Raw genomic sequence first — 22449 nt, forward strand, 5'->3', positions numbered from 1 at the left:
AAAGTAGTGGGAGAGTCTTTCAAGGTAAATAGATGTTAGGAGATCAAGCGCTGAAAATACATTATTCAGCGCTTAAAAATACTAAAGCTCGGTTAATTAAATAGGTATTTAAGTGTTAGTGACGTTGTACGGCCGTTAATAGTACGGGCACGAATAATATTATTATCTGGAATAGAACCTTCTTCGGCTTCTGTAATACCGACTGTATCAAATAGGTTATTTACATTAAGCGCGATACTAAGGTTTTCAGATAAATCGTAGCTTACAAAGCCATTTACTTGGGTGTAACCATCAAATTTAAGATCGTTGTTGTCTTGAGCGTATGCATCGGTAGTACCAATAAAGCTTACACCAGCTGCACCTTTCTCGTAGCTATAACGCGCCATTAGTGAGTAAATTAAATCTGCTTGGCGTCGGGGCGTATTACCTTCCACTTCTGGTGTTAGTGCATCTTTAACGATTTCAGCATCGGTCCAAGTTAAGTTACCGCGAAAATCCCACGCATCGATGAAGTAAGTTGATTCAATCTCAATCCCTTTGGCTTCGTATTCACGGTCGAAAAAGGTTTGTGATGTGGCTTCAAAATTTTGCTCTTCAGTTTCTGCATAAAAAGCAGTTGCAAATACAGAGAAGGAATCAAAACGTTTTTTAACCCCAAACTCATATTGATTAACTTCATCTACAGCATCTTCTTTCGCAACAGAGCCATCTGCACGTACTTTACCAAATAAAAGTCGGTCAGCATTCGCTCGTCCGCCTTTACTGATACGAGCAAATGTCGCCAGACTTGGGTCAATTTGATAGTTAGCACCCATTGAATAAGATGTGTAGTTCCAGTCGTAGTTAACTGGGCTGGCATTAGTAATATCAATGCCTGCAACATTTTGTTCAGGAACGGATATTTCACCATCATGATTCATATCAACTGTAGAGGTTACTGCACCTGCGTAATTACCGCGAGCTTCGCCACTATCGTAACGGGCACTTGCATCAATACTTACATCGCCAAGTTTTGTAGAAAATGCAACGTACGGGGCGCGAGTATCGTATTCTGTGTCGTAGTCACGCTGACAACAGTCACTTCCCCAAAAAGGTGTGCCGTAAGCGTACAAACCGTTATCAGAAAATGCAGTACCACCGGCAGCGGTAACATTTAATAAGGCTGCGTTATCGCCCTTAAGCTCCATTAGATAAGCGTTCCATAACCACGACATGGCAATGTTTTGCGTTGATGCGTAGTAACCAAACGTAATACTGGTGTTATCATCAAGCGATTTAGTCAGTTTAAAGTCGTTAACAATAGAGTCAAAGTCGTTTAGTGTCACGTCAAACGTATGAATACGCATTGCTAAATCGTCATTAAATGCAGCCCCAGTATTTGCATTGCTGAGTGTTGCACCTGCGCCGCCAATACTTTCTGCAATCGACGTTGCACTGCCTACTTGTGCAGGAATAAATGAATTAAAGTTACCGCTTACAGCTGATTTACGAAAACGGTTTTCGATACGCCAATCATTATCTAAGTCAAATACTGCTTCAAAGCCAATTGAGTCAACGTTAGGGTTCATACCGTCGCGAATATCGCCACTGCTAATTTGGTTTTCGCCGTTTAGACGCACTGTTTTTGTAAATAATGCCGAGTGGGGGGTATCCGATTGTGCGTCAAACCCAGGGATAGAATCGCCATTTGCATACATTGGCATCGGTAAGTAACCTACGCTTTTATCATCTAAGTGCTTGTAATAAATTCGAACATAGCCGTTTTCAAAATCTTTGGTTAGGTTGGCTTTAATTTGCCCGCCTTTATTTGATGTGTAACCTGTTTCCCGTGGACCTTCACCTTGGCGAACAAAGCCACCGACATGAAAACGTACGCTATCGCTTAGGTAAGTACCGTATTCAAAGTCTGTACGAACGCTATCGTAATCGAGGCCCAGAGTAGTTGATACGCTGCCTGATTCGTTTTCACCATTTTTAGAAATAAAGTTAATAATGCCACCAGGTGCATTACTTGCTGCCGTCGATGCTGAGCCGCCACGAATTGATTCGATTGTTTGTACGGTATTATCTAAGCGCATAAAAATATCAGCGTTACCAAAAGCGATATCACCGTATTGTAGTACAGGTAAACCGTCTTCTTGTAACTGTAAAAATTTCGCACCGCCAGATGCCACAGGTAAACCACGCACAGCAATGTTTGCGTTACCTTCACCACCGGTCGATTCTGCGCGAATACCCGGAATGATTCTAAACGCCTCAGCGGTTGAGCGAGGTGTAGACACTTCAACTTGTTCAAGCGACAAGCTACTGACTGATACGCTTGATGCCATAATCGTTGTACGACGTGGTACACCAGTTACAACGATTGTTTCAAGACCTTTGTTAGCTTGTACTTGAGAATTTTGATCTTCTTGCTGTGCATGTACGCCTTGGCTTACGGCAAGTGCTAATGCACTGATTAAATATAAAGGTGTGTTGTGTGTTGTCATGGTTACGCCTCGTTGTGTTGAATCCAATTGGATTTACATTCTAACTTAATCGATTAAGTGAAAATAACAAATATTTTACAAGAAGCAAATTATTTTGTGCTTAATTTGCTCTTTTTTTATTTATTCATTGATTTATAAAGTATTTTTTATTGTCTCAGGATATAGATTTATTCAGTTACAGGGTTATCTTGCTGCAAAGCCGTTGCTGATGGATCTTTAAAATAATTAAACAGCATAGCTAAAAATAAAATGACAGCAAACCCCGTAGCTAAATAAAAACCGTAACGCACATGGCCAAAGTAATCGCTGATCATACCCATGAACAAGGGGGCTAAAGCCGCCGAAAGTGCGGTAAAAAATAATATCACGCCCGCCACAGCACCGTGCTGTTGCACTGCAAAGCAGGATATACCTTTAGAGTTTAAAGTCGGATAAACCATTGACATAAATAACCCCGAAAGTGGCAGTAAACCCACAGCCCAATCAACGCTACCGAATAATGTACCGACATAACACAGTGCAATGCCTAAACTTAAATAGGCCATAACACCTTGCCAGCTATAGCGGTTTAATAACCATACGGCAATAAATCGCCCTGCGGCACGCAGTACAAAAAATATTGTCAATGCATAGGTTGCAAGTAGTGGCCAAGAGCCAGTGTAATCCTTTAACAGCGTAGGCATCCATACATAAATAGCAACTTCCGTGGCCACGTAAAGGGCAATTGCCAGAGAAAAACCTAGCGCATACGGATTTTTGATCATTTTCATGGTGGTGGCAAGCGAGGTGGGCTTTGCTGTGGTTTTTACAACGGCTGGGTAGTCTGCACGCCACGCTAGTAAAGCGAGAATTAAACACATTACACCAGCAATAATGTACAGGTAAGTCCAGCTTACATTTTGTACCAGTAAGACGCCTACTAGAGCTGGCCCTACAATGGCGCCTATGCCAAAAAAGCCTTCTACCTTATTCATCGTTTTAGTGTGATCTTCGTTACTATGTGAAATATCACCAAGTAACGCAAGCGCACCCGTTTTAAATAAACCAATGGCTAAGCCTATGCAGCAAAGTAGTAATAAAAAGAAGGTAAAGCTGGTGCTAAACGCAAACAAAAAACAGCTCGCTGAAAATATTAAAAGGCCTAGCATGATGGTTGTTTTACGTCCTAAACTGTCTGCTAAAAAACCTAAAAACAATCCACTAAAAGCAATTAGCGCCATAGGTGCATAATGGAACGCGCTTGCTTGAGTCATGCTTAAACCAAACTCTTTAATAAGTTCAGGTATGATCATGCCCACCGCATCAGAGGTCATGGCAAACATAAAAAACATCATATATGTAAGCCAGCGTATTTGTTGCAACGGGTCGCTGCTTACGTGTGTGTGTGATTTTGTCATGTACTTTTTTCCTCGTTAAATGCTCAGTTTACACTCAGTAAGTCAGTTAGTTACTTATTGTCGTATTACGTGAGCCACGATTTTTGTATGTAAAATTATTAAAAATTACTTGTAAATTCTCACTCGCTAGTTAAAGATATATCTTAATCGATTAAGTTTCAACGTGGTAATCACACAATGATGAAGAATAAAGTTCAATTGATCACATACGCTGATCGAATCACTGGTCAAGATATCAACGCATTGACCACACTTTTAAATGGCCCATTACATGGCGTGTTTGGAGGTGTGCACTTATTGCCATTCTATAATCCAATTGATGGTAGTGATGCAGGCTTTGATCCTATTGATCATAGTGCCGTGGATGAACGGATCGGTACTTGGCAAGACATTCAAGTGTTAGGGACTGGCTATGATCTGATGGCCGATTTGATTGTAAACCACGTATCGACGCAATCTTTTCAGTTTCAGGACGTACTGGAAAAAGGTAAAGCATCACCGTTTTGGGATTTATTTTTAACTAAAGAAGATGTCTTTCCAAATGGTATGAGTGACGCCGAGCAAAAAGCGATTTATCGCCCGCGCCCTGGCAGTTGTTTTACACCAATGCCATGTGGCGATGGTCAAACGTATGATTTTTGGACCACATTTACCGATAGTCAAATAGACATTAACGTTAAAGTTGCTGCGGGCGTTGCGTATTTAAATAATGTATTAACGAAGTTCTCTGCTAATAACGTTAATATTATTCGTTTAGATGCGGCGGGTTACGCGATTAAGCAAGCTGGCACAAACTGCTTTATGCTAGATAAAACGTTTGATTATTTAGATAAGTTATCGGCGCAAGCTAATGCATTGGGTATGGAAACAATTGCTGAAATTCACAGCCATTATCAAACTCAAGTTGACGTCGCAAAGCGGGTCAATATGGTTTATGACTTCGCATTACCACCATTGATTTTGCACAGCTTATTTACCAATAATAGTGATGCACTTGTAAAGTGGTTAAATATTTCACCACGTAACTGCCTAACGGTACTCGATACCCACGATGGCATTGGCATTATAGATGCGGGTCCAATGGGTGATAAGCCAGGATTATTAAATGCAGCGCAAATTGATAATCTAGTTGAAACTATTCATGCAAATAGCAATAACCAAAGCCGCCAAGCAACCGGGGCTGCTGCCAGTAATGTCGACTTGTACCAAGTAAATTGCACCTATTACAATGCGTTAGGCGCAAATGATTTTGACTACTTAGTTGCGCGCGCGATTCAATTTTTTGCACCCGGCGTACCACAAGTTTACTACGGTGGCTTATTCGCAGCTGAAAATGATATGGCGTTACTAGCAAAATCAAATGTAGGTCGTGATATTAATCGTCCATATTTAGATGCTGATATCATTGCGCAGTCTCTTGCAAAGCCTGTTGTACAGGGATTACTAAAATTAATTGAGATACGTAATACTCACAGTGCCTTTGCAGGTGGGTTTAGTGTTGAAGGTGATAACAATCGTTGTGCTTTAAAGTGGCTATTAAACGACAGTGAAATTGTCCTAAAAGTTAATTTTGCACGTCGCGAAGCGTTAATAATTGAACGCACTGGGAATGAGCAAATACTCACCTCACTAAATGATTTGTTAAACTAAGTTAAACCTTACAATCAGTCACTTATCAGTCACTATGACCTAACTGTAATTGGTAGTTGATAAGTGCTTTTTGCTCTTTTTTGCTAATAAATAAATTAGCTGCTAATGCTCCTTTTTCTTCACTATTTTGATGAATAGTTGTTAATGTTGGCATAGAGCGCTGCGCTTCATCAATGCCATCAAATCCAACAATTCGCAATTCTTGGGGTATTTTTATACCTATTTTAACTGCTTCGCGAATTGCCGCGAGGGCAATAAGATCACTCATACAAAGTAATACATTGGGTCTAGGTATGCAGTTGAGCGCTTCTTTTGCTGCGATGCTTGCATAACGTTCGCTACTTTCTGGAATATTCCAAGTTCTATCGTCACCTAAGGTAATGTTAACTTCGCTTAATGCTTTTTGATAACCTCGTAATCTTTGATGTGCAATTGATTGACCGGCTTCGCATTCATGGTGCTCATATACACGACACAATACATTTTCATCTAATAACCGCAGTCCCAATATAGCGACCTGATCAGCACTGCTTTTTAATACGTGTTTAGCCACTTCATAACTAGCTTGTTCGTTATCTATGTTTACTGATGCATTACGATCTATATCAAAATCAACGGTAACCACATGTTTGGGTACAATTTTTAATTGATCTACAAGAGATTGATTACGCGGACGACCATAACAAATAAAGCCATCAACAAAATCTAATACGCTGTTAAGGTTTTGACTATTTCCCGAAAATAATAATAAGTTAATATTGTTTTTTTCAAGGATAGAAGCCACACCACGCATAAAACTACTGGCCACAGGATCCGACACCATATACTCAATACTGTCAGGTAATACCAGCGCAACAATATTAAATTTACCACGGCGTAATGACTGCGCTGCTTTATTGGGGCCAAAATAGCCAAGCTCTTTACACGCCAATAAAATAGACTCGCGACGACTTTTTGATAGTTGATCTGGACGATTAAATGCATTTGAAACGGTGGCGTTAGAAACGCCTAATTCTTTGGCGATGCTTTTTAATGTCCAATGTTTTTTTTGGGTCATACGACTTCTCATGATAGTGAAAGCGATTCACTAATAAATTACCATATTTCACGCTAAATCAAAGTGTTAATTATATTGTAGCGTGTATAGCAAGTTACGTAATTAGGTATTAGGAAAAAGAATGAACTATAAAGTGGTTGTTATTAATAATAAAGTACTGGCTTTTTTATACCTGCTAGATTACTAACTCACACGTTACTGTTTGGGCGAGCTTTCACAAAGTTGCCTTATCATTTTATATCTTTACACTCGTACCTTTTTTGATTATAAAGTGCTGGTATTTTTTATTTTTATAAAACTAATGTATCAATACCCATTATCATTGCATAAAATATATTGTATACAATGATAATAAAATGTTACAAATTGCATTCTCAATAACCCGTTCTGGATTGAGATAATCAAAACTATCAAAGGTAAATTATGAAAATTAATACATTGATTTTGGCGTTACCGTTACTTGGAGCAAGTTCTATGCTGCTTGCTAATACGGCCCACCAACGCGTATTCAAGCCACAAGCTGCGATTGTTGAGCGTGTGCATCACCATGGCGTTGAACACGGTCATAATGAAAAAGCACCAATAGCACAGCTGCAATCACCACAGCTGCAATCTCAACCCCAACAACTTAGTATGTTAATGATGCGTAGCCAAGCGGCCACAGTCAGCTGCGATTTAAATGCACTGGCTAATGCTAGTTCAACGAGCATTATTACTGAGCTTAAAAATCAAGGTAGTGGCTGTGTTAATGAACTATTTAGTGCATCAGCATCAATTCAGAACCAAGTATTTAGCTCTGATAACATGTATGCGGTTGCTAATCATGCAAAGTCACTCTCACAGATTTATGCTGGTGGTGGTGACATTGAACTAGAGGCATTGTTCCTATATTTACGAGCTGGTTTTTATGCGGAATTTTACAACGACAACGTGAGCTTTAGCTCTTGGGTTACGCCTGCCGTAATTGATGCGATAGATGCTTTTGTAAACAACAGCCATTTTTATGACGATAATGACGGCCACGGTAAAACGCTTTCTGAAGTGATCATTACGATGGACAGCGCTGAACAGCAACATCGTTACTTGAATGTAGTGAAACAGTGGCTAACGCGCTTTAACGAAAGCTATGCGGCAAAATGGAATATGCGCAGTGCGGTGAATGGTATTTTTACTTTACTTTATCGCGGCCAGTGGAATGATACGTTTGTTACAGCAGTAGCTAGCGATACTGATTTAGTTACTAAGCTGAATGCATTTACTCAAAAGCAGTGGATGGTTGACTCTGACGCACAGTATTTAATTGTTAATGCTGCCAAAGAACTTGCGCGTCTTAAGCAGTATTCTGGCACTGCTATTCAGGCGACTGTAGATACTGGTTTAAAAGCGATTTTTAGTACTTATAACAGCTTTGGCTATGGTGATGCCGTATGGCTTGCGGCGGCGGATTCTGTCAGTTATTACGCTGATTGTAATGACTATGGTATTTGTGGCTTTGTTGATGAACTGACTCAGCAAGCGCTTTCGCAAAATTACAGCTGTAGTAGCACTATTAAAATTCGTTCACAAAATATGACCGCATCACAACATGCAGCCGCATGTGCTGCAATGGGCACAGAAGAAGGTTTATTCCACACTAAACTTGCCACCAATAACACCCCAGTTGCCGATGACAACAATAGTTTTTTACAAGTAAATATATTTAATAGCAGCGACGATTACAGTAAATACGCAGGTGCGATTTTTGGCATTAACACCAATAATGGTGGAATGTATTTAGAAGGGGATCCTTCCGTTGTTGGTAATCAAGCTAATTTTATAGCCTATGAGGCGAGCTACGCCAATGCTGAGCATTACGTGTGGAATCTAGAGCACGAATATGTACATTACTTAGATGGTCGTTTTGACTTATATGGAAACTTTAATTCACCAACTGAAGATATCGTGTGGTGGTCAGAAGGCGTTGCAGAATATGTTGCTAATCTTGATAACAATGACGCCGCTAAAAATACCATCAGTGATGGTTCGCGTTATACCTTAGCGCAAGTATTTGCCACTAACTATGACGGTTTTGATCAAGATCGTATTTATCGCTGGGGTTACTTGGCCGTGCGTTTTATGTTTGAACGCCATAACAGTGAAATTAATGCCATGCTTGCAGATACACGCATTGGTAATTGGAGTGCTTATAAAGCGAGAACGGTGCAGTGGGCAAATAATTATGAAAACGAGTTTGTACAATGGTGTGATGACTTAGTTGCAGGCACAACCACTAATACGCCACCAATCGCATACATCAATGGACCTTATGCCGGTGTGCAAAACAATGAAATCAATTTTACAAGCAATGGCAGTACTGATAGTGACGGCTCAATTGTTAGTTATCTGTGGAGTTTTGGTGATGGCAGTAGTTCTAATCAAGCCAACCCAGTGCATACTTATACAACATCAGGGCGATATAGCGTATCGTTAACGGTTGTTGATAACCAAGGCGCCAGCCAAACTGCATCAACATTGGCTAGTATTGAAGAAGATAGCAGCGTTGGTAACGGCGAGTTGATAAACAATCAACCAGTGACTATTGCTGGCGAGCAAGATGAGCTGTTGTATTTCAGCTTTGATGTACCGCAAGGTGCCAGCGACTTAGTGTTTAACTTAACTGGTGGCACAGGCGATGCTGATTTATATGTAAGTTATGCTGCTACACCAACAATGGATAGTTATGATTGTCGTCCTTATGTCGGTGGTAATAGTGAACAATGTGTAATAAATCCTGCGCAAGCAGGTGTTTATCAAGTAATGGTTCGTGGCTATAACATGTTTGATAATGTGCAATTAACCGCTTCATACACAGGAGCAAGCAGTAATGTACCTGATGCATGTGCTACCCAAGGTAGTCGTAGCAATGGCCGTTTAAATGACGGTGAAGTGATTTGTTTGGGTAACAGCGATCCTATGTGGTTTAGTATTGCTGACGTACAAAGTCAAAGTGGTGTGGCGATAACCACCGCTAATGGCAGTGGCGACATCAGCCTAAGTTATTCAAACAGCAGCTGGCCAAATGGTAGTAATGAACAGGCTCAGTCCAGTAATAGCGGCAATAGCGAATGTATCTATATTAGCGATCAAAGCCAATATTGGGGTTATTTAAAGGTGTCGGGTAATAGTGCTGGTGCAAGTCTAGTGGTTGATTTTAATAGCCAAGGGTGTCGTTAAAATTATCATATTTAAAAAGTAAAGCACCTACAGCAAAGCCCATCTAGATGGGCTTTTTTAGTGTTGTAACTTAAGCGTTAAAGTGAGTTTAGATTGCTCGTTTATACACTGCGAGTGGATGTGAAGTACTTAATGATACATGCACGCTATCGCCAGGGTATACCACGACTTCGTGGCTTACGCGGCTAGTAACCACTGTTTTACAGGCAAGCTCTACTGCACATAAACGACTCCCCCCTTCAAAGCGTACCCATACCACCACACCGTTGTTGCCGATCTCACCTTGTACTAGCATGACATCGTCGGGGCGAAGTAGCACATCGACCTCTCCTTGTTGGCAATCTACGCCGTGAGCGGGCACATTGCCGATGGGTGTAGTTGCTTGATTATTCTCAAAATGGCCACTAATAAAACTTGCTTCACCTAAAAAGCGTGCAACAAAGCGGTTGTTCGGCACACTAAAACAACGTTCAGGAGTATCAAGTTGCTGGATTTTTCCGGCCTTGAGCACACCCACACGATCGCCTATTGATAAAGCTTCTTCTTGATCATGCGTTACCCAAATTGCTGGCACACCAGCTTTTTTAAGGGCATTACGAATATCCCAGCGCAGCATATCTTTTAGTGCCGCATCAAGGTTTGAAAGCGGCTCATCAAGTAACACAAAGTCAGGTTGGTGGGCAAGAGTACGTGCTAGCGCAACTCGTTGTTTTTGACCGCCTGAAAGGGTGGCTGGCTTTTTATTACGAAAGTCATCAAGACCAAGCAGGGCTATCCAATGATCGGCAATGGTGGTGTCTTTTAAGCGAAAGCCAATGTTTTGCTCAACGGTTAAATGAGGGAATAACGCAAAGTCTTGAAATACCATACCTACGCTGCGTTTTTCAGGCGGCACAGTCAATTTAGGGGTAGCCTGCCATTTACCTAAGTTAATTTCACCTTCGCTAATAGGGATTAGTCCGGCGAGTGCTTGTAAAATTGTGCTTTTACCACAGCCCGTAGGGCCTACTAGCATGAGAATTTCACTTTCACCAAGTAACAAATTTAGCTCGCTTACTACACGGTTACTGCCATAATCTATAGACAACTGGCTTACAGATAGCATTTGTATTTAAATCCTCAATGTTCGAGTTGGTTACGTTTTTCGCCAGACATCATAATAGCTAAACCGCATGCAGAGATCAGCACTAATAATAACCCAGGAATAGCAGCACGGCCAAAATAGCCCGCCTCATAAACACGCCATAAATAAGTTGACAGTGTTTCAAAGCCTGTAGGGCCAAGTAATAACGTGGCTTCTAATTCACGCATTGACTCTAAAAACACTAAAGCAGCACCGGCTATGATCCCACGCATTGTCAGTGGTAAAGTAATACGGGTAAATGCCTCTCGAGGGCTGGCGCCAAGGACTCGAGCTGATTTAACTAAACTAGCGTCAAGGTGTTCGGTACTGGTACGCACCGTGCCAACTGCCAAAGGTAAAAAACGCAGCATATAGGCAATGATCAACAGCCCTAATGTTTGATATAAAAATGGCAATTGCAAACCACCGTAAACTAGCGCGGTGCCCATTACAATGCCTGGTATACCAAAACCAAAGTAAGTAACACGCTCCATGATACGACCTGCTTTACCGCTAAGTGCGGCATGTGCAACAGGGATAGCTACAATCACCGCAACCACTGCAGCAATGGCTGAGGCATACGCTGAATTCCACGCTATGCTAAAATCAAACGAGCTAAAGCCATCACGTGCTAACCACAGCGAAAATATCGCCAGAGGTAAGCCAATGGCTAATAATAAAATAGGCGCAAAAGTGGCAAACATAGCCGCTAGTTGCCACTTACTAGGAAACAAAATTAATGGCCGGCCATGGCGTTCGCTAGCCGTTTTAATTTGTGACTCAATCAACAGTAAAAAGCCCACAATCACCAACAACTGTAACGATAACATTGCCGCACGACTTAACTCAAACGCATTGTACTCGACATAAATAACCCGGGTAAAGGTATCAAGGCGCATCATTGCAGGTGTGCCAAAGTCAGACAAAGTATACAGTGCGACCAATAACGAACCTGCGGCAATGCCATTTACTACACGGGGTAAAATGACTTTAAATACACTTTCGGTCATCGACATACCTAAGGTGCGGGCCGCATTAACCATGCTTGCATCAAGACTAAGTAAAGATGAGCGGGTAGTCATCATTACAAATGGAAATGTATAAAGAGTCATGACAATAGCTGCGCCGCTGAGTCCATCCATCGATGGCAGTTCAATACCAAGTAGATTATGTATCTCTCCGCCGGAGCCAAAAGCCGCATAAAGGGTAAATGCACCAATGTAACTGGGAATGGCTAGAGGCGCGGCAAAAAACACCAGCCATACTTTTTTAAACGGTAAACGCACATATGCACTAATAAAAGCTAACGGTACGCCGATTAAAATAGAACCAATGACTGTTAATACCATCAAGGACAAAGTATTGCCGAGAATACTTAAATTATGATTATCAAACAAAGAGCTGGCATCAGTGGCCAGCGTTATTAAAATAAAGATAGGAGATAAAACAATAAGCGCTGCAAGCAGCGCCATTGGGTAAGAAGCTGGTAGTCGCATTACAGTACGCCGCTATTTCGCATCAAAGCTATGGTTGGCCGAAGATCAGCTAACTGTGTTAAGTCCACTTTGGGTGGTGAAATATTGGCTAAAGATGGTAACCCTTCAGGTAGAGGGACACCATTGACCAGCGGAATTTCATAGGCTTCACGAGCCAAGTAACCTTGCACTTCGATGCTTAATAAATAGCGCATAAAGTGAGTGGCAAGAGGGTCGTCGTTCAATGCCAAAATACCTGATGCATTGACTAAACAGCCAGCATCTTGTTGGGTAAATGCTAAATCAAGTTTGGCATCTGGTTTGCCTGATTTTAAACGTAAGGTGTAATAGTGATTAGCAAAACCAATATCAACTTCACCACGTTCAACGGCCATTACTACACCCAACTCACCAGCATAGGTTTTAGCACGCTTCTTAATCTTTTTCAGCCATTTCGCTGTTTTATCGTCACCTTCGAGAATACGCATTGCCGTTACAAATGATTGAAACGATGCATACGCAGGTGCCCAGCCAATGCTTAAATCACTATCAGCAATGTCCATTATACTGGTTGGAATTTGCTCTTTGCTTAAACGCGAAGTGTTATAGGGTATGGTGCGCACACGACCGGTGACCGGGGCCCAATCTTTATAGCGAAACTGTGGTTGCAACTGCGCCGATAAATCATTCGGAATTGGTTGTGCAAGGCCGGCATCTGAAACCAAGCCAATAGCGCCAGAATCAACAGCCCAAAACAAATCGGCTCTACGCACCCCTGCTTTTGCTTCAGCAACAATTGTATTGGCTAAAGCTGCTGTAGGGCCACGACGAATGCCTAGTTTAAAATTAGGGTTTCTGTCTTGAATTGCTTGTAGCACATTTTCATACAAACCACCTTCACCACGACCTAGGTATAAGGTCAGCTCACCTTCAAGTTTTGGTAACTCATTAACAGACACTGGGTTTGCTATGTTGGCAGCTAGTGCGCGAGAAAGAGGCAATGGTAATGCAGCGATTGCCCCAAACGCAGCTAGGCCTTGTATAAAAGTCCTACGCTTCACTTAAAATACATCCTTACGTGCTTTTTCGGCTTTTTCGAGTAATACCTTGGCGCGGTCTAATTTCGTGTGCATGTCATTTATCACATCACGTACTTCATCAACGCTTTTGTTATCAGCAATTGCTTTAGGTAGCGTCACGTTAAAATCTTTTTCTAGTACTTCAACAAGTTTGGCATCTTGTTCGATAAGCGTACCTTCAACACCTTCAAATAGGTGAAGGTAAGTATCGTGCACAATGCTGGTTGCTTCATCACTTAAACGCTCTGCATATTTAGCAACAACACGGTCAAGCTTATGCTTAATTTCATCAATCGTGGCACTTTGAGTCATACCAGCCGTTGCAGTAGCTTTAACGTTTGCTAGCAAACCTTTTTGTTGGAATTGCGCCGCTAGTTTAACTGCGCCAAGACCTTGCCACAACGCAGCGTTGATGGCCGCTTGTTGCTTACGTGCTTCGGCTGCTGGCTTGTTGTTATCAATAGCCATTTTTACGCCGTAAATACCTTGCCAGATTGAAGCATAGACAGGTACGTAATTTGTTTCAATTGCGCTATGGAACTTCACTGATTCCCAATATTCGATTAAGTCATCGCTTTTTACTGCTTTTGCGCCTTTGCTTTCGTAGTCGCTTACCATGGTATCGACTTTGCCGATCATCCATTCAACTTCTTCTGAGTAATCTTTTATATTTGCTTGTAGGTGATTTACATGTTCGCCAATTGGGCCATTTGCCAATACAGGTTGTGCAACAAATGTTGACATTAAAAGAAGGCTGACACCTAAAGTTGTAGCTGATTTGAATACTGCTTTCATAACTGAGGATCCGAAAGGTAATTGTAAATGATAGCCATTATCATATCGATAAAAATGATTAAAAGCAATATACCTAAATTTACCATTAAATGTCTATTTTATCTTTGTTTCTAAAGTGTTTTTTGTATTTAATAAGGTATATAGATTTAATGCTAACTACCTGTGTGGCGCAGTTGAGTGATTTATGAACAAAAGTAACAAATAAATACATTTTAAAACTTATAACCTATAAAAAAGCGATTGAGAGATTGCAAGCAAGTAGTGACTCCGATAAAGTTTGTGCCACACAGCTGTTAATTTGAACAGCCCCTTTTAGGTTTGGAGGAAATGTGGAAAATTATTTAATTTATATAGGCGTCGCTGCTGCAACTGTTTTATTACCTGGGCCTGCTGTAATGCTGACTTTAAATAATGCAATGCAAAGAGGTTTTATTAAGACCTTGGCAGGCGTTTTTGGTGTTGCATTAGCAATTCTCTTAGTCGCGATTATTTCAGCAAGCAGTTTAGGTATAATTTTGGCAACCTCTGCCTTTGCGTTTAATGTAGTGAAAATTGTTGGCGCCGTATACCTGATTTATCTTGGTGTGAAAATGTTCCGCAGTAAACCGAAAACGAATGCGCATGTTGCAGCGCAACAAAACTCTTTGCTGAGATGTTTTATGGAAGGTTTCTTCGTTTCAATATCGAACCCAAAAGCGGTGATCTTTTTTATGTCAATATTTCCTCAATTTATTAACCTAAACGAAGCGTATGTCCCGCAATTTATTTTACTTTCGCTAACTTTTAGTTGTCTAGTTATTGCTATTCATACTGTTTATGCGCTTAGTGCCACTTATGCTAAATCCAAGCTTTGCTCTGAAAAAGGCAGTGCTATTCTCAATAAAGTCAGCGGTGGTGTGTTTGTTGGGTTTGGAGTGGGCCTAGCAGCGTCAAGTAAATAGTGTAGTATGTAAGCCAAAACATGATGCCCTTATTGTTTAGATTGACCTTAATGCCGCAATGTTGTCGGGGATTATAAAGGAGCTACACATGCTCGCGCCAAATACACAGCAACTCATTCAAAATAATAAAATTATTCTATTTGATGGGCAATGTCGACTTTGTAGTGCGTGGTGCAATTTTATTATTAAACACGACAAGCAGCTGCATTTTAAACTATGCAGTGTGCAGTCTTTAAAAGGGCAAGCGATACTTAACTACTTTAACTATGCAACTGATAATTATAAAACCATGATTTATATTGAAAATAATCAATGTATTACGCAAAGTGATGCATTTATTGATATTGTAACTCAGTTAGGTTGGTCGTGGCAGGTAGCTAAAATTTTGCGAATAATACCCAAACGCTTGCGAAATTGGCTGTACGATCGCATTGCGTTGAATCGATATCGTTTATTTGGTAAATATGATTATTGTCGGTTGCCAAGTGATGACTGTGAGCAGCATTACTTATAAGCCAATAAATGTTGTGATAAAATTGGCGCAGTTAAATTTACTAGAGATAGATCATGGCCAGCACTGCACACGCATTACATATTTTGGTTAAGCATAAAGAGCTTGCCGAAGACATTATCAAACAGCTTAAAAAAGGCGCTAAGTTTCAAGTGCTCGCTAAAAAGCATTCAACCTGCCCGTCAGGTAAAAAAGGCGGTGATTTAGGCGAGTTTAAACGCGGCCAAATGGTTCCACAGTTTGATAAAGTCGCTTTTAGTGCTGAGATCTTAGAGCCACATTTAGTAAAAACCAAATTCGGTTGGCATGTAGTTAAAGTGTTATATAGGACTTAGAATTTAGTGACGAGTTAGTGAGAGTAAAGCTAGCGAGAGTAAAGTTAGCTAGAAAAACGAGTGACTTTGATTTAAACGAAAAAAACCACCTAATAAAGGTGGTTTTTTGTATAAGCATCTAGCAAGTTTAGCTTCCAACGGCACTTGGTTGTACATCTAAGCCGTAACCAAACATTACTGCAAGCACTAATACAATTGATGCAGCTAACATTAACTTAAGTAACAATGGTAAACAAAAGCGGAACCAATGGCCGTAAGGTACGCCCGCCATCCCTAAAATTCCCATTAATACTGCATTAGTTGGGATGATCATATTTGAAAAGCCATCGCCAAATTGATAGGCAAGTACAGCCACTTGGCGTGGCACGCCGACTAAATCGCCCAGCGGGGCCATCAGCGGCATAGTCACATACGCTTGGCCAGAGCCTGATGGAATAAAAGTATTGAGTATTGTTTGAATGACTAACATGCCAATGGCTGAGATCTCGGCGCTCACATACGAAAGTGGTAGCGACATACCATGCACTAAACTATGCAAAATTTGCCCATCTTCCAGTATCAAGGCAATACCACGGGCCACACCAATTAAAATAGCAGTAGTCACGAGATCTGAGACCCCTTCAATAAAACGGTTGGCAGTTTCATCTGCTGATAAGCGCCCCAGTACAGCAACAATCGCACCCCAGGCAATAAATACACCGCCTAGCTCGTATAAGTACCAACCTTTAGTGGCAATACCCCACACAGCGACAGCAAGAGTGATGATAAAACTGCCTAAAATTAGTTTATGGCGCAGCGCAAGTACAGGATACTGCGGTGTTGCTTTATCGCTTAAAGGGCAAGGTACATCAAGCATCATGGATTTACTTGGATCGTTTGCGACCTTTTTAGTGTATTGCCACACATGATGAAAGCCAATTAATACAAACGGCACGAATATCGCCAAACGTAACCATAAGCCAGAATACACTGGAATTTCAGCAATTTGCTGAGCAATTAACACCGTAAACGGGTTAAACGCCGATACCCCATAACCAATCCCGTAACCTGCCACAATCATACCGACCGCAGTCATTGCATCAAGGCGCATGGCTTTACACAAAGCGACTAAAATCAGCACAAACGGAATGTATTCTCCCGCAGTACCAATGCTGCTCGATGCTAAGGCAAAGCAAAACACCACCATAAAAATAAGTCGTTGTGGTTGTTTACCATGGCGTTCAAGTAAACGACCAATCAACGCATCAACCGTGCCGGTAGCACGGGCAATGGCAAGTACGCCGCCAACAATCAATACAAAAAAGATCACATCTTGCGCAGCGGCAAAAGCACGCGGAATAGCGGTTAATAAATCCCATGGGGTCAAATAATGACGTTCTGCAACAGTTTGATAGGTGCCGGCGATCACCATTTCTCGGCCAGAATCAGATAATGTAGTATCAAAAAATCCTTGCGGTACTAGCCACGTAGCAACTAACGCAGTGACCATCATGCCCAGCAGTAAAATTAAAGTATGCGGCACTTTAAAAGAATTACTCATATGTCCTCCATTTTTATAATTAGTGCAGCGAAAATATAAACGCTGTTTTTTGTTAAGGATAACACGACTTATAAAATCACAATAAAAATAGCAACAGTCAGACTGTAAAGGAATGTAACGGGGTTGAGTTGACTTGATATAAGCTTAGTTTATTACTTTTTGAGCTACTATGATGTAAGCACAAAGGTTAGCTCTAATGAGTTAACCTTTTTGAATCAAAATACAAAATGGTCAGATTGGCTTTACTTAAGCGGTAGCCAATATGCTATTGCTGCGGCATATTTGCGCAAATTTCGTAATACCATAAATCAGAGTATGGATGTGAAACCTGTGCACCTAATGTAAATACGTTGCCTTCTGCATCGGTTACAGAGTCCGTACCAATCGGTACTTCGCCTTTAGATATTCCATCCCACATAAATCTATCGCTACCATAACTGGAGTTGTGATAAACAAAAGTTTGCCCTGTAAAACCAGCATCATTACGACCTTGATTGTCACCAAAAAAAGCGCATTGAGGGTGGATCATAGTAGTGTCAGGAACAAAACTAAAATTACTAAACGTTGCGTTATAACTTGATGATTTGGTTGTCCCCCACGTTAAAAATTCAAATATGTCTCCAGAGCTTACGGCAATATTTTCAGCTGCGCCTGAAGCGCTACCTGCTGTAGATAAGTCGTAATTAACGCCATTTATAACGTAGCGGATCACATCTCCATACTGGCCTGCAGAACTTATAGTCATATTCCAATCAAAGTTAATAGCCCCACTTTCTGGTATTGTTATTGAAGCTGTTACACCACCGCCATAATTTACGGATGCACTCAAAGCTGATTCAGACATATTTGCTGTGGCAACGCCTGTGATACTCCAATAGGGCGCTGCATAAGCGTCGGTAAACCCATAAGTTGTCGCTTCATTATATGTGCCACACTTATAGTGATAGCGCATCGTATTGGCTGTTGGTCTTTCGAGTCTAAGGTAGCTGAGCACCTGACTTGCAGGGCAACTTACATTATGTCTATCGAGGTAGATGGCATTACCACTACCATCTTCATTAGCTGGAGTGAAATAATCGTTCACGTTACTTAATCTTTTGTCACTACATTGATAATGGTACTGAACAGTGCTGGCCGTTACTCTTTGTAAATGTAAATATTGCAGCGCCTTATCTTCGCAATTTACAGTATGGCGATCTAAAAATATAACGTTACCGCCACCATCATCATTAGCGGGAGTGTATACATTATTATTAATAGCGTTACTCAGCACAGTACATCCATACTCATAGGCAATTTGTGCTGCTGATGGCCTAATTAGATGTAAAGAATTGATTGCATCACTACCGCAATCGACAAAGTGTCTATCAAAAAAAACAAAATTGCCTTGCCCATCATCATTTGCAGGCGTCGTCATTTGATAAGTTGTCGCATTGACGAATTGCGATGATGTAATTAAAAAAAGTGACGCCACCATAAACTTTCGTTGCGTGTTTTTTATGAAATTACTCTGACATGTTAAGATACGCTTCCTTTTGAAATATGTTTTCATAGCTTTCTCCAGTTGAATATTTCACAATCTACTGTAGGAGAGTGTTAAAAAAACGTTTATTACAGCATATTACATGATGGTTAATAATACCAAGAGTTACATAAGTAAGACTGTATAACTAATTCGCTTTACTGCTGTGCTTCTTGCTCGGCGATTTGTTTAAAGGCTTGCACAAATGCATCGCTTGGTTGGCCGCCAGTAAGCGCGTATTGCTCGTTAATGATAAAAGTTGGCACTGAGGTAATGCCTATCTGTTGTAGCGTACTTTGCTCGCTACGAACCACTTGAAAGTACGTACAGTATTTGACAGGAAATTATAAGTTTACTGACTCGTCTCAATTTATTATTTAGCACATATTTTTTCATAAAATGAAGTATCAAGATGTTTGCTTAAATCAAACTGGAATTGGCTGTCAAAAATATCACTGACTTGTCCCACTGCAAATAGCTGTGCATGGGCACTGCATTTTTTTGCAAGTACAACTTCACCCACGTTCGTATGAAACGTAGTTAACTGCGTACTGCTCCTATATTCAGAAGTATTTTCTATGTCATCATGCCAACGGCCTTTAATAGGCGTTCTGTCACCTTTATTATTAACATAATAGAAATACCGATTGGGCGGGTTTTCTTCCCAAATGGCACTGTTTTTTGCCTGCGTTACTAGCAAACCTGATGGTGGAATTGAAAAAACGGGAACGCCATTTTCATATTTAGCGGGTGTGTCTTTAGGTGCGTTATAAACAATGTAAAAAGTACCTTTATAGTTTTCAGGTATAAGATAAACAGCAGGAGAGGCTCTTTTTCAATTTGAACACATACCATCAAAAAGTTTTTCATCTATATTGTTGAGCTTTATAGCATCGTATATATTGAGCAAGTTCCTGCTGTCGGTCTGCTCAGCATTTGTGCCAACCGTAAAGTTTTGATTAATTACAGTGCAGCCATATATTGGACCCGATTGACCTAAGCCACCCACATACACCGTTCTTGTTTTTCCTATATCGTTGTTTGTCGCATCTTGCTCTTTTAGTGCAGAGTCTTCACTTATAGGTGTTCTTTCATTTGTATTACTTACGTAAAAGTACTGTATTTTGCTAGTTTCAATCCAGCCCTCGTTAGCATCCATTTGCGTCACGAGCACACCAGATGGCGGTATATCATATACCCGAGAGTTGCCTTCGTACTTCGGCGGTTGCCCGTTTGGCGCGTTGAATATGATGTATAAAGAGCCAACATACCCTTCAGGTATGAGGTAAATTGCAGGCTCTCTTTTTTTTACTTCTGTACAAGCAGATAATAACGCTATCAGGATACTCATATACAACATTTTAAAAAAACGAACATTAAAGGAAGATTTCATTGAGTCGCCTTTATTTAAGCCTCTATTTTCAATATGCATTAGATAAACTTCAAACTGAAGCGTTTGTTTAATGCAATTTAATATAAGAAACAGGCGCCTTTAAAAATAGATTTATCCATATTTTTTATTCCTTTTTCACCATATATATCAAAATAAAGTGTGTTTTTAGTTATCTCTTCAGAGGTACCGATAGCAAACTCTTGGAAACGAGCATTACACCCCTTAGTTGGTTCAAATGCACCTACTGAGGTATGAAATGTCACTAATCCTTCTGTTACATTATCGGATGACCAACGACCTTCAATAGGGGGTCTGTCACCTGCGTTATTTACATAATAGAAATGCCAATTGGGCGGGTTCTCTTCCCAAACAGCACTGCTTTTTGCCTGTGTTACTAGCATACCTGATGGCGGTATTGCAAAAACAGGAACGCCGTTCTCATATTTAGCGGGTGTGCCTTTAGGTGCGTTATAAACAATGTAAAAAGTGCCTTTATAGTTTTCAGGTATAAGATAAACCGCAGGAGAGGCTCTTTTTCTATCCGGGCAGATGTTATCAAAAAATTTTCCATCGCTATTTTTAAGCTTGATAGCATCAAATATATCAAACATATTCTTGCTATCGAGGAGATCTGATTTTCTACCTATAACAAAACTCTGATCATTGATTTGACAATTATTTATTGGCTCTACTTCGCCTAACCCACCACCAAAAATGATGATTTTCTTATCTTTTCTATTTTCAGGAGTGTCATGAATAGTTGATGTTATACGTTCAGTTATAGGTGTTCTATCGCCTATCTTATTGACATAATAAAAACGCAATTTATTACTTTCAATTCTGCCCTCGTTCACATCCATTTGGGTCACGAGTACACCAGATGGCGGTATTTCATATACCCGAGAGTCGCCTTCATACTTTGGCGGTTGCCCGTTTGGCGCGTTGAATATGATGTATAAAGAGCCAACATACCCGTCAGGTATGAGGTAAATTGCAGGTTCACTTTTTCTTATCTCAGTACAAGCAGAAAGTAGCGCTATTGTTAAACTAATAAACAACACTTTTAAAAAATGGACATTAAAGGAAGATTTCATTGAGTCGCCTTTATTTAAATAAGCCATTGAAGCAATTTTCTAAACTTGCTTTTTCGAGCAACATGCAATGGCCGCTATTTGCAGGAATAGAAGTAAAGCGGTAATTCCAATCGACTATTTTATGATAACTTAATTTAGGGTATTTATTTGCTTGGCGAAATAATTCATCACCCACGGTACCTTTAAAGCTGCCATTGTTGTTAAGCGGTAAACGCAGTGCACTTGCGATCATAGGGAAGTCCGCATTCAAAGATAAACTTAATGGTGGCGCACCTTTACGAACATGTATACCCAGTGAAATAGCTTGCCCACTAGGGCCGACAATAAATGCTTCACAGTTTGGAAACGCATCGCCCGTGATATAAGTTACAATATCCATGTGGGCGTTAACAGTATCAATATCTATAATAATTTTATATTTAACATTTAAAGTGGGTACGTAAGATAAACCTAGTTTTTCTTGCATCTCAGAAGAGCCTGGCATAGCATGATTCACGCCACCATATTGCCCTGTAATTTTATATTGTTGATTACCATTGAGGAGTTTTTTGTATTTAAGATGAGCACTATCTTTTGGCGCTAAATAATCATCATATGTTTTTTTTGTATCTCCCCAAGGTGCTTTTGATGGGTCTGATTTAGTCCGAGTAGTGATCATCGTTTTTTTAGTGGATAACGTTAATTTATGCCAAATTCTTGAGGTTATAGGTGCAACACCACTCGGTTTAAGCGAAAACCCCCGATTATCACCTTCAAACCATAGACCAGCCAAAGTCTTTTTCAGGGTGAAATGATCGTATATTAATTTCGTAATTTGCTAATTGAATAGCCATAG

General features: G+C 40.5%; 17 protein-coding genes and 2 pseudogenes. 5 read left to right on the plus strand and 14 right to left on the minus strand.

Going from position 1 to position 22449, the window contains the following annotated elements; genetic code table 11:
* Positions 1-92 precede the first annotated feature (92 nt).
* Together J7338_RS00080 and J7338_RS00085 are read right to left on the minus strand one after the other, a co-directional pair.
* Positions 93-2489 carry a TonB-dependent receptor domain-containing protein gene (locus tag J7338_RS00080; RefSeq protein ID WP_210794433.1) on the minus strand — a complete coding sequence of 799 codons (2397 nt, stop codon included), beginning with the start codon at positions 2487-2489 and terminating at the stop codon, positions 93-95.
* Positions 2490-2656: 167 nt separating this feature from the next.
* Positions 2657-3886 (minus strand): MFS transporter, encoded by a 1230-nt coding sequence (locus J7338_RS00085; RefSeq protein ID WP_210794435.1) that lies wholly within the window; start codon positions 3884-3886, stop codon positions 2657-2659.
* 177 nt (positions 3887-4063) lie between these two features.
* Here J7338_RS00085 and gtfA point away from each other — a divergent pair, with 177 nt between their 5' ends.
* A complete protein-coding gene (gtfA, locus tag J7338_RS00090; protein ID WP_210794437.1) occupies positions 4064-5536 on the plus strand; it encodes a sucrose phosphorylase in 1473 nt (490 codons plus the stop codon).
* A gap of 25 nt (positions 5537-5561) precedes the next feature.
* On the opposite strand, the gene J7338_RS00095 is transcribed toward gtfA, so the two are convergent.
* Complete coding sequence (locus tag J7338_RS00095) at positions 5562-6593, minus strand: LacI family DNA-binding transcriptional regulator (RefSeq protein WP_210794439.1); 1032 nt, start codon at positions 6591-6593, stop codon at positions 5562-5564.
* A gap of 423 nt (positions 6594-7016) precedes the next feature.
* On the opposite strand from J7338_RS00095, the gene J7338_RS00100 reads away from it, so the two are divergent.
* The gene (locus tag J7338_RS00100; RefSeq protein WP_210794441.1) at positions 7017-9806 is read left to right on the plus strand and encodes a collagenase; all 2790 of its coding nucleotides are present in this window, start codon (positions 7017-7019) and stop codon (positions 9804-9806) included.
* 88 nt (positions 9807-9894) lie between these two features.
* Here the strand turns inward: J7338_RS00100 and J7338_RS00105 are convergent, their stop codons facing one another.
* The 4 genes from J7338_RS00105 to J7338_RS00120 are packed head-to-tail and all read right to left on the minus strand — an operon-like array spanning position 9895 to position 14278.
* A complete protein-coding gene (locus J7338_RS00105; protein ID WP_210794442.1) occupies positions 9895-10911 on the minus strand; it encodes an ABC transporter ATP-binding protein in 1017 nt (338 codons plus the stop codon).
* Positions 10912-10925: 14 nt separating this feature from the next.
* Positions 10926-12425, minus strand: coding sequence for an ABC transporter permease (locus tag J7338_RS00110; RefSeq protein WP_210794444.1), 1500 nt, complete (start codon positions 12423-12425; stop codon positions 10926-10928).
* Entirely contained in the window at positions 12425-13465 is a 1041-nt protein-coding gene (locus tag J7338_RS00115; protein ID WP_210794446.1) for an extracellular solute-binding protein, read from the minus strand. The genes J7338_RS00110 and J7338_RS00115 overlap by 1 nt, the downstream gene beginning before the upstream one ends.
* Positions 13466-14278 (minus strand): hypothetical protein, encoded by an 813-nt coding sequence (locus tag J7338_RS00120; protein ID WP_210794448.1) that lies wholly within the window; start codon positions 14276-14278, stop codon positions 13466-13468.
* 329 nt (positions 14279-14607) lie between these two features.
* Here J7338_RS00120 and J7338_RS00125 point away from each other — a divergent pair, with 329 nt between their 5' ends.
* The 3 genes from J7338_RS00125 to ppiC all read left to right on the plus strand — a co-directional run bounded on the left by J7338_RS00125 (position 14608) and on the right by ppiC (position 16065).
* Entirely contained in the window at positions 14608-15219 is a 612-nt protein-coding gene (locus J7338_RS00125; RefSeq protein ID WP_210794450.1) for a LysE family translocator, read from the plus strand.
* An 88-nt stretch (positions 15220-15307) separates the two neighbouring features.
* On the plus strand, positions 15308-15733 hold the full coding sequence (locus J7338_RS00130; RefSeq protein WP_210794452.1) for a thiol-disulfide oxidoreductase DCC family protein: 426 nt from the start codon (positions 15308-15310) through the stop codon (positions 15731-15733).
* 53 nt (positions 15734-15786) lie between these two features.
* Positions 15787-16065, plus strand: a complete 279-nt coding sequence (ppiC, locus tag J7338_RS00135; protein ID WP_210794454.1) for a peptidylprolyl isomerase PpiC — start codon at positions 15787-15789, stop codon at positions 16063-16065.
* Positions 16066-16192: 127 nt separating this feature from the next.
* On the opposite strand, the gene J7338_RS00140 is transcribed toward ppiC, so the two are convergent.
* The 7 genes and pseudogenes from J7338_RS00140 to J7338_RS00170 all read right to left on the minus strand — a co-directional run bounded on the left by J7338_RS00140 (position 16193) and on the right by J7338_RS00170 (position 22386).
* Positions 16193-17605: a YfcC family protein gene (locus J7338_RS00140; RefSeq protein ID WP_210794456.1), complete on the minus strand. Its 1413-nt coding sequence runs from the start codon at positions 17603-17605 to the stop codon at positions 16193-16195.
* Between the two features lie 265 nt (positions 17606-17870).
* Positions 17871-19082: a hypothetical protein gene (locus J7338_RS00145; protein WP_228732882.1), complete on the minus strand. Its 1212-nt coding sequence runs from the start codon at positions 19080-19082 to the stop codon at positions 17871-17873.
* Between the two features lie 203 nt (positions 19083-19285).
* Positions 19286-19450 (minus strand): annotated as a pseudogene (locus J7338_RS00150) (DsbA family oxidoreductase); the annotation flags it as partial.
* Between the two features lie 50 nt (positions 19451-19500).
* A pseudogene (locus J7338_RS00155) lies at positions 19501-19941 on the minus strand (DUF6843 domain-containing protein); the annotation flags it as partial.
* A 21-nt stretch (positions 19942-19962) separates the two neighbouring features.
* On the minus strand, positions 19963-20520 hold the full coding sequence (locus J7338_RS00160) for a DUF6843 domain-containing protein (protein ID WP_210794460.1): 558 nt from the start codon (positions 20518-20520) through the stop codon (positions 19963-19965).
* Positions 20521-20597: 77 nt separating this feature from the next.
* Positions 20598-21614 carry a DUF6843 domain-containing protein gene (locus tag J7338_RS00165; RefSeq protein ID WP_210794462.1) on the minus strand — a complete coding sequence of 339 codons (1017 nt, stop codon included), beginning with the start codon at positions 21612-21614 and terminating at the stop codon, positions 20598-20600.
* A 10-nt stretch (positions 21615-21624) separates the two neighbouring features.
* Complete coding sequence (locus J7338_RS00170; RefSeq protein ID WP_228732883.1) at positions 21625-22386, minus strand: hypothetical protein; 762 nt, start codon at positions 22384-22386, stop codon at positions 21625-21627.
* Between the last annotated feature and the right edge of the window lie 63 nt (positions 22387-22449).

It is taken from the genome of Pseudoalteromonas ostreae, from assembly GCF_018069805.1.
Taxonomy (GTDB): Bacteria; Pseudomonadota; Gammaproteobacteria; order Enterobacterales; family Alteromonadaceae; genus Pseudoalteromonas; species Pseudoalteromonas ostreae.

Coding starts and splice junctions, on each gene's coding strand:
- gtfA (WP_210794437.1), top strand. CDS start 4,064: ATGATGAAGAATAAAGTTCAATTGATCACATACGCTGATCGAATCACT.
- J7338_RS00160 (WP_210794460.1), bottom strand. CDS start 20,520: ATGAAATCTTCCTTTAATGTTCGTTTTTTTAAAATGTTGTATATGAGT.
- J7338_RS00100 (WP_210794441.1), top strand. CDS start 7,017: ATGAAAATTAATACATTGATTTTGGCGTTACCGTTACTTGGAGCAAGT.
- J7338_RS00165 (WP_210794462.1), bottom strand. CDS start 21,614: ATGAAATCTTCCTTTAATGTCCATTTTTTAAAAGTGTTGTTTATTAGT.
- J7338_RS00110 (WP_210794444.1), bottom strand. CDS start 12,425: ATGCGACTACCAGCTTCTTACCCAATGGCGCTGCTTGCAGCGCTTATT.
- J7338_RS00120 (WP_210794448.1), bottom strand. CDS start 14,278: ATGAAAGCAGTATTCAAATCAGCTACAACTTTAGGTGTCAGCCTTCTT.
- J7338_RS00095 (WP_210794439.1), bottom strand. CDS start 6,593: ATGACCCAAAAAAAACATTGGACATTAAAAAGCATCGCCAAAGAATTA.
- J7338_RS00105 (WP_210794442.1), bottom strand. CDS start 10,911: ATGCTATCTGTAAGCCAGTTGTCTATAGATTATGGCAGTAACCGTGTA.
- J7338_RS00130 (WP_210794452.1), top strand. CDS start 15,308: ATGCTCGCGCCAAATACACAGCAACTCATTCAAAATAATAAAATTATT.
- J7338_RS00085 (WP_210794435.1), bottom strand. CDS start 3,886: ATGACAAAATCACACACACACGTAAGCAGCGACCCGTTGCAACAAATA.
- J7338_RS00145 (WP_228732882.1), bottom strand. CDS start 19,082: ATGGTGGCGTCACTTTTTTTAATTACATCATCGCAATTCGTCAATGCG.
- ppiC (WP_210794454.1), top strand. CDS start 15,787: ATGGCCAGCACTGCACACGCATTACATATTTTGGTTAAGCATAAAGAG.
- J7338_RS00140 (WP_210794456.1), bottom strand. CDS start 17,605: ATGAGTAATTCTTTTAAAGTGCCGCATACTTTAATTTTACTGCTGGGC.
- J7338_RS00080 (WP_210794433.1), bottom strand. CDS start 2,489: ATGACAACACACAACACACCTTTATATTTAATCAGTGCATTAGCACTT.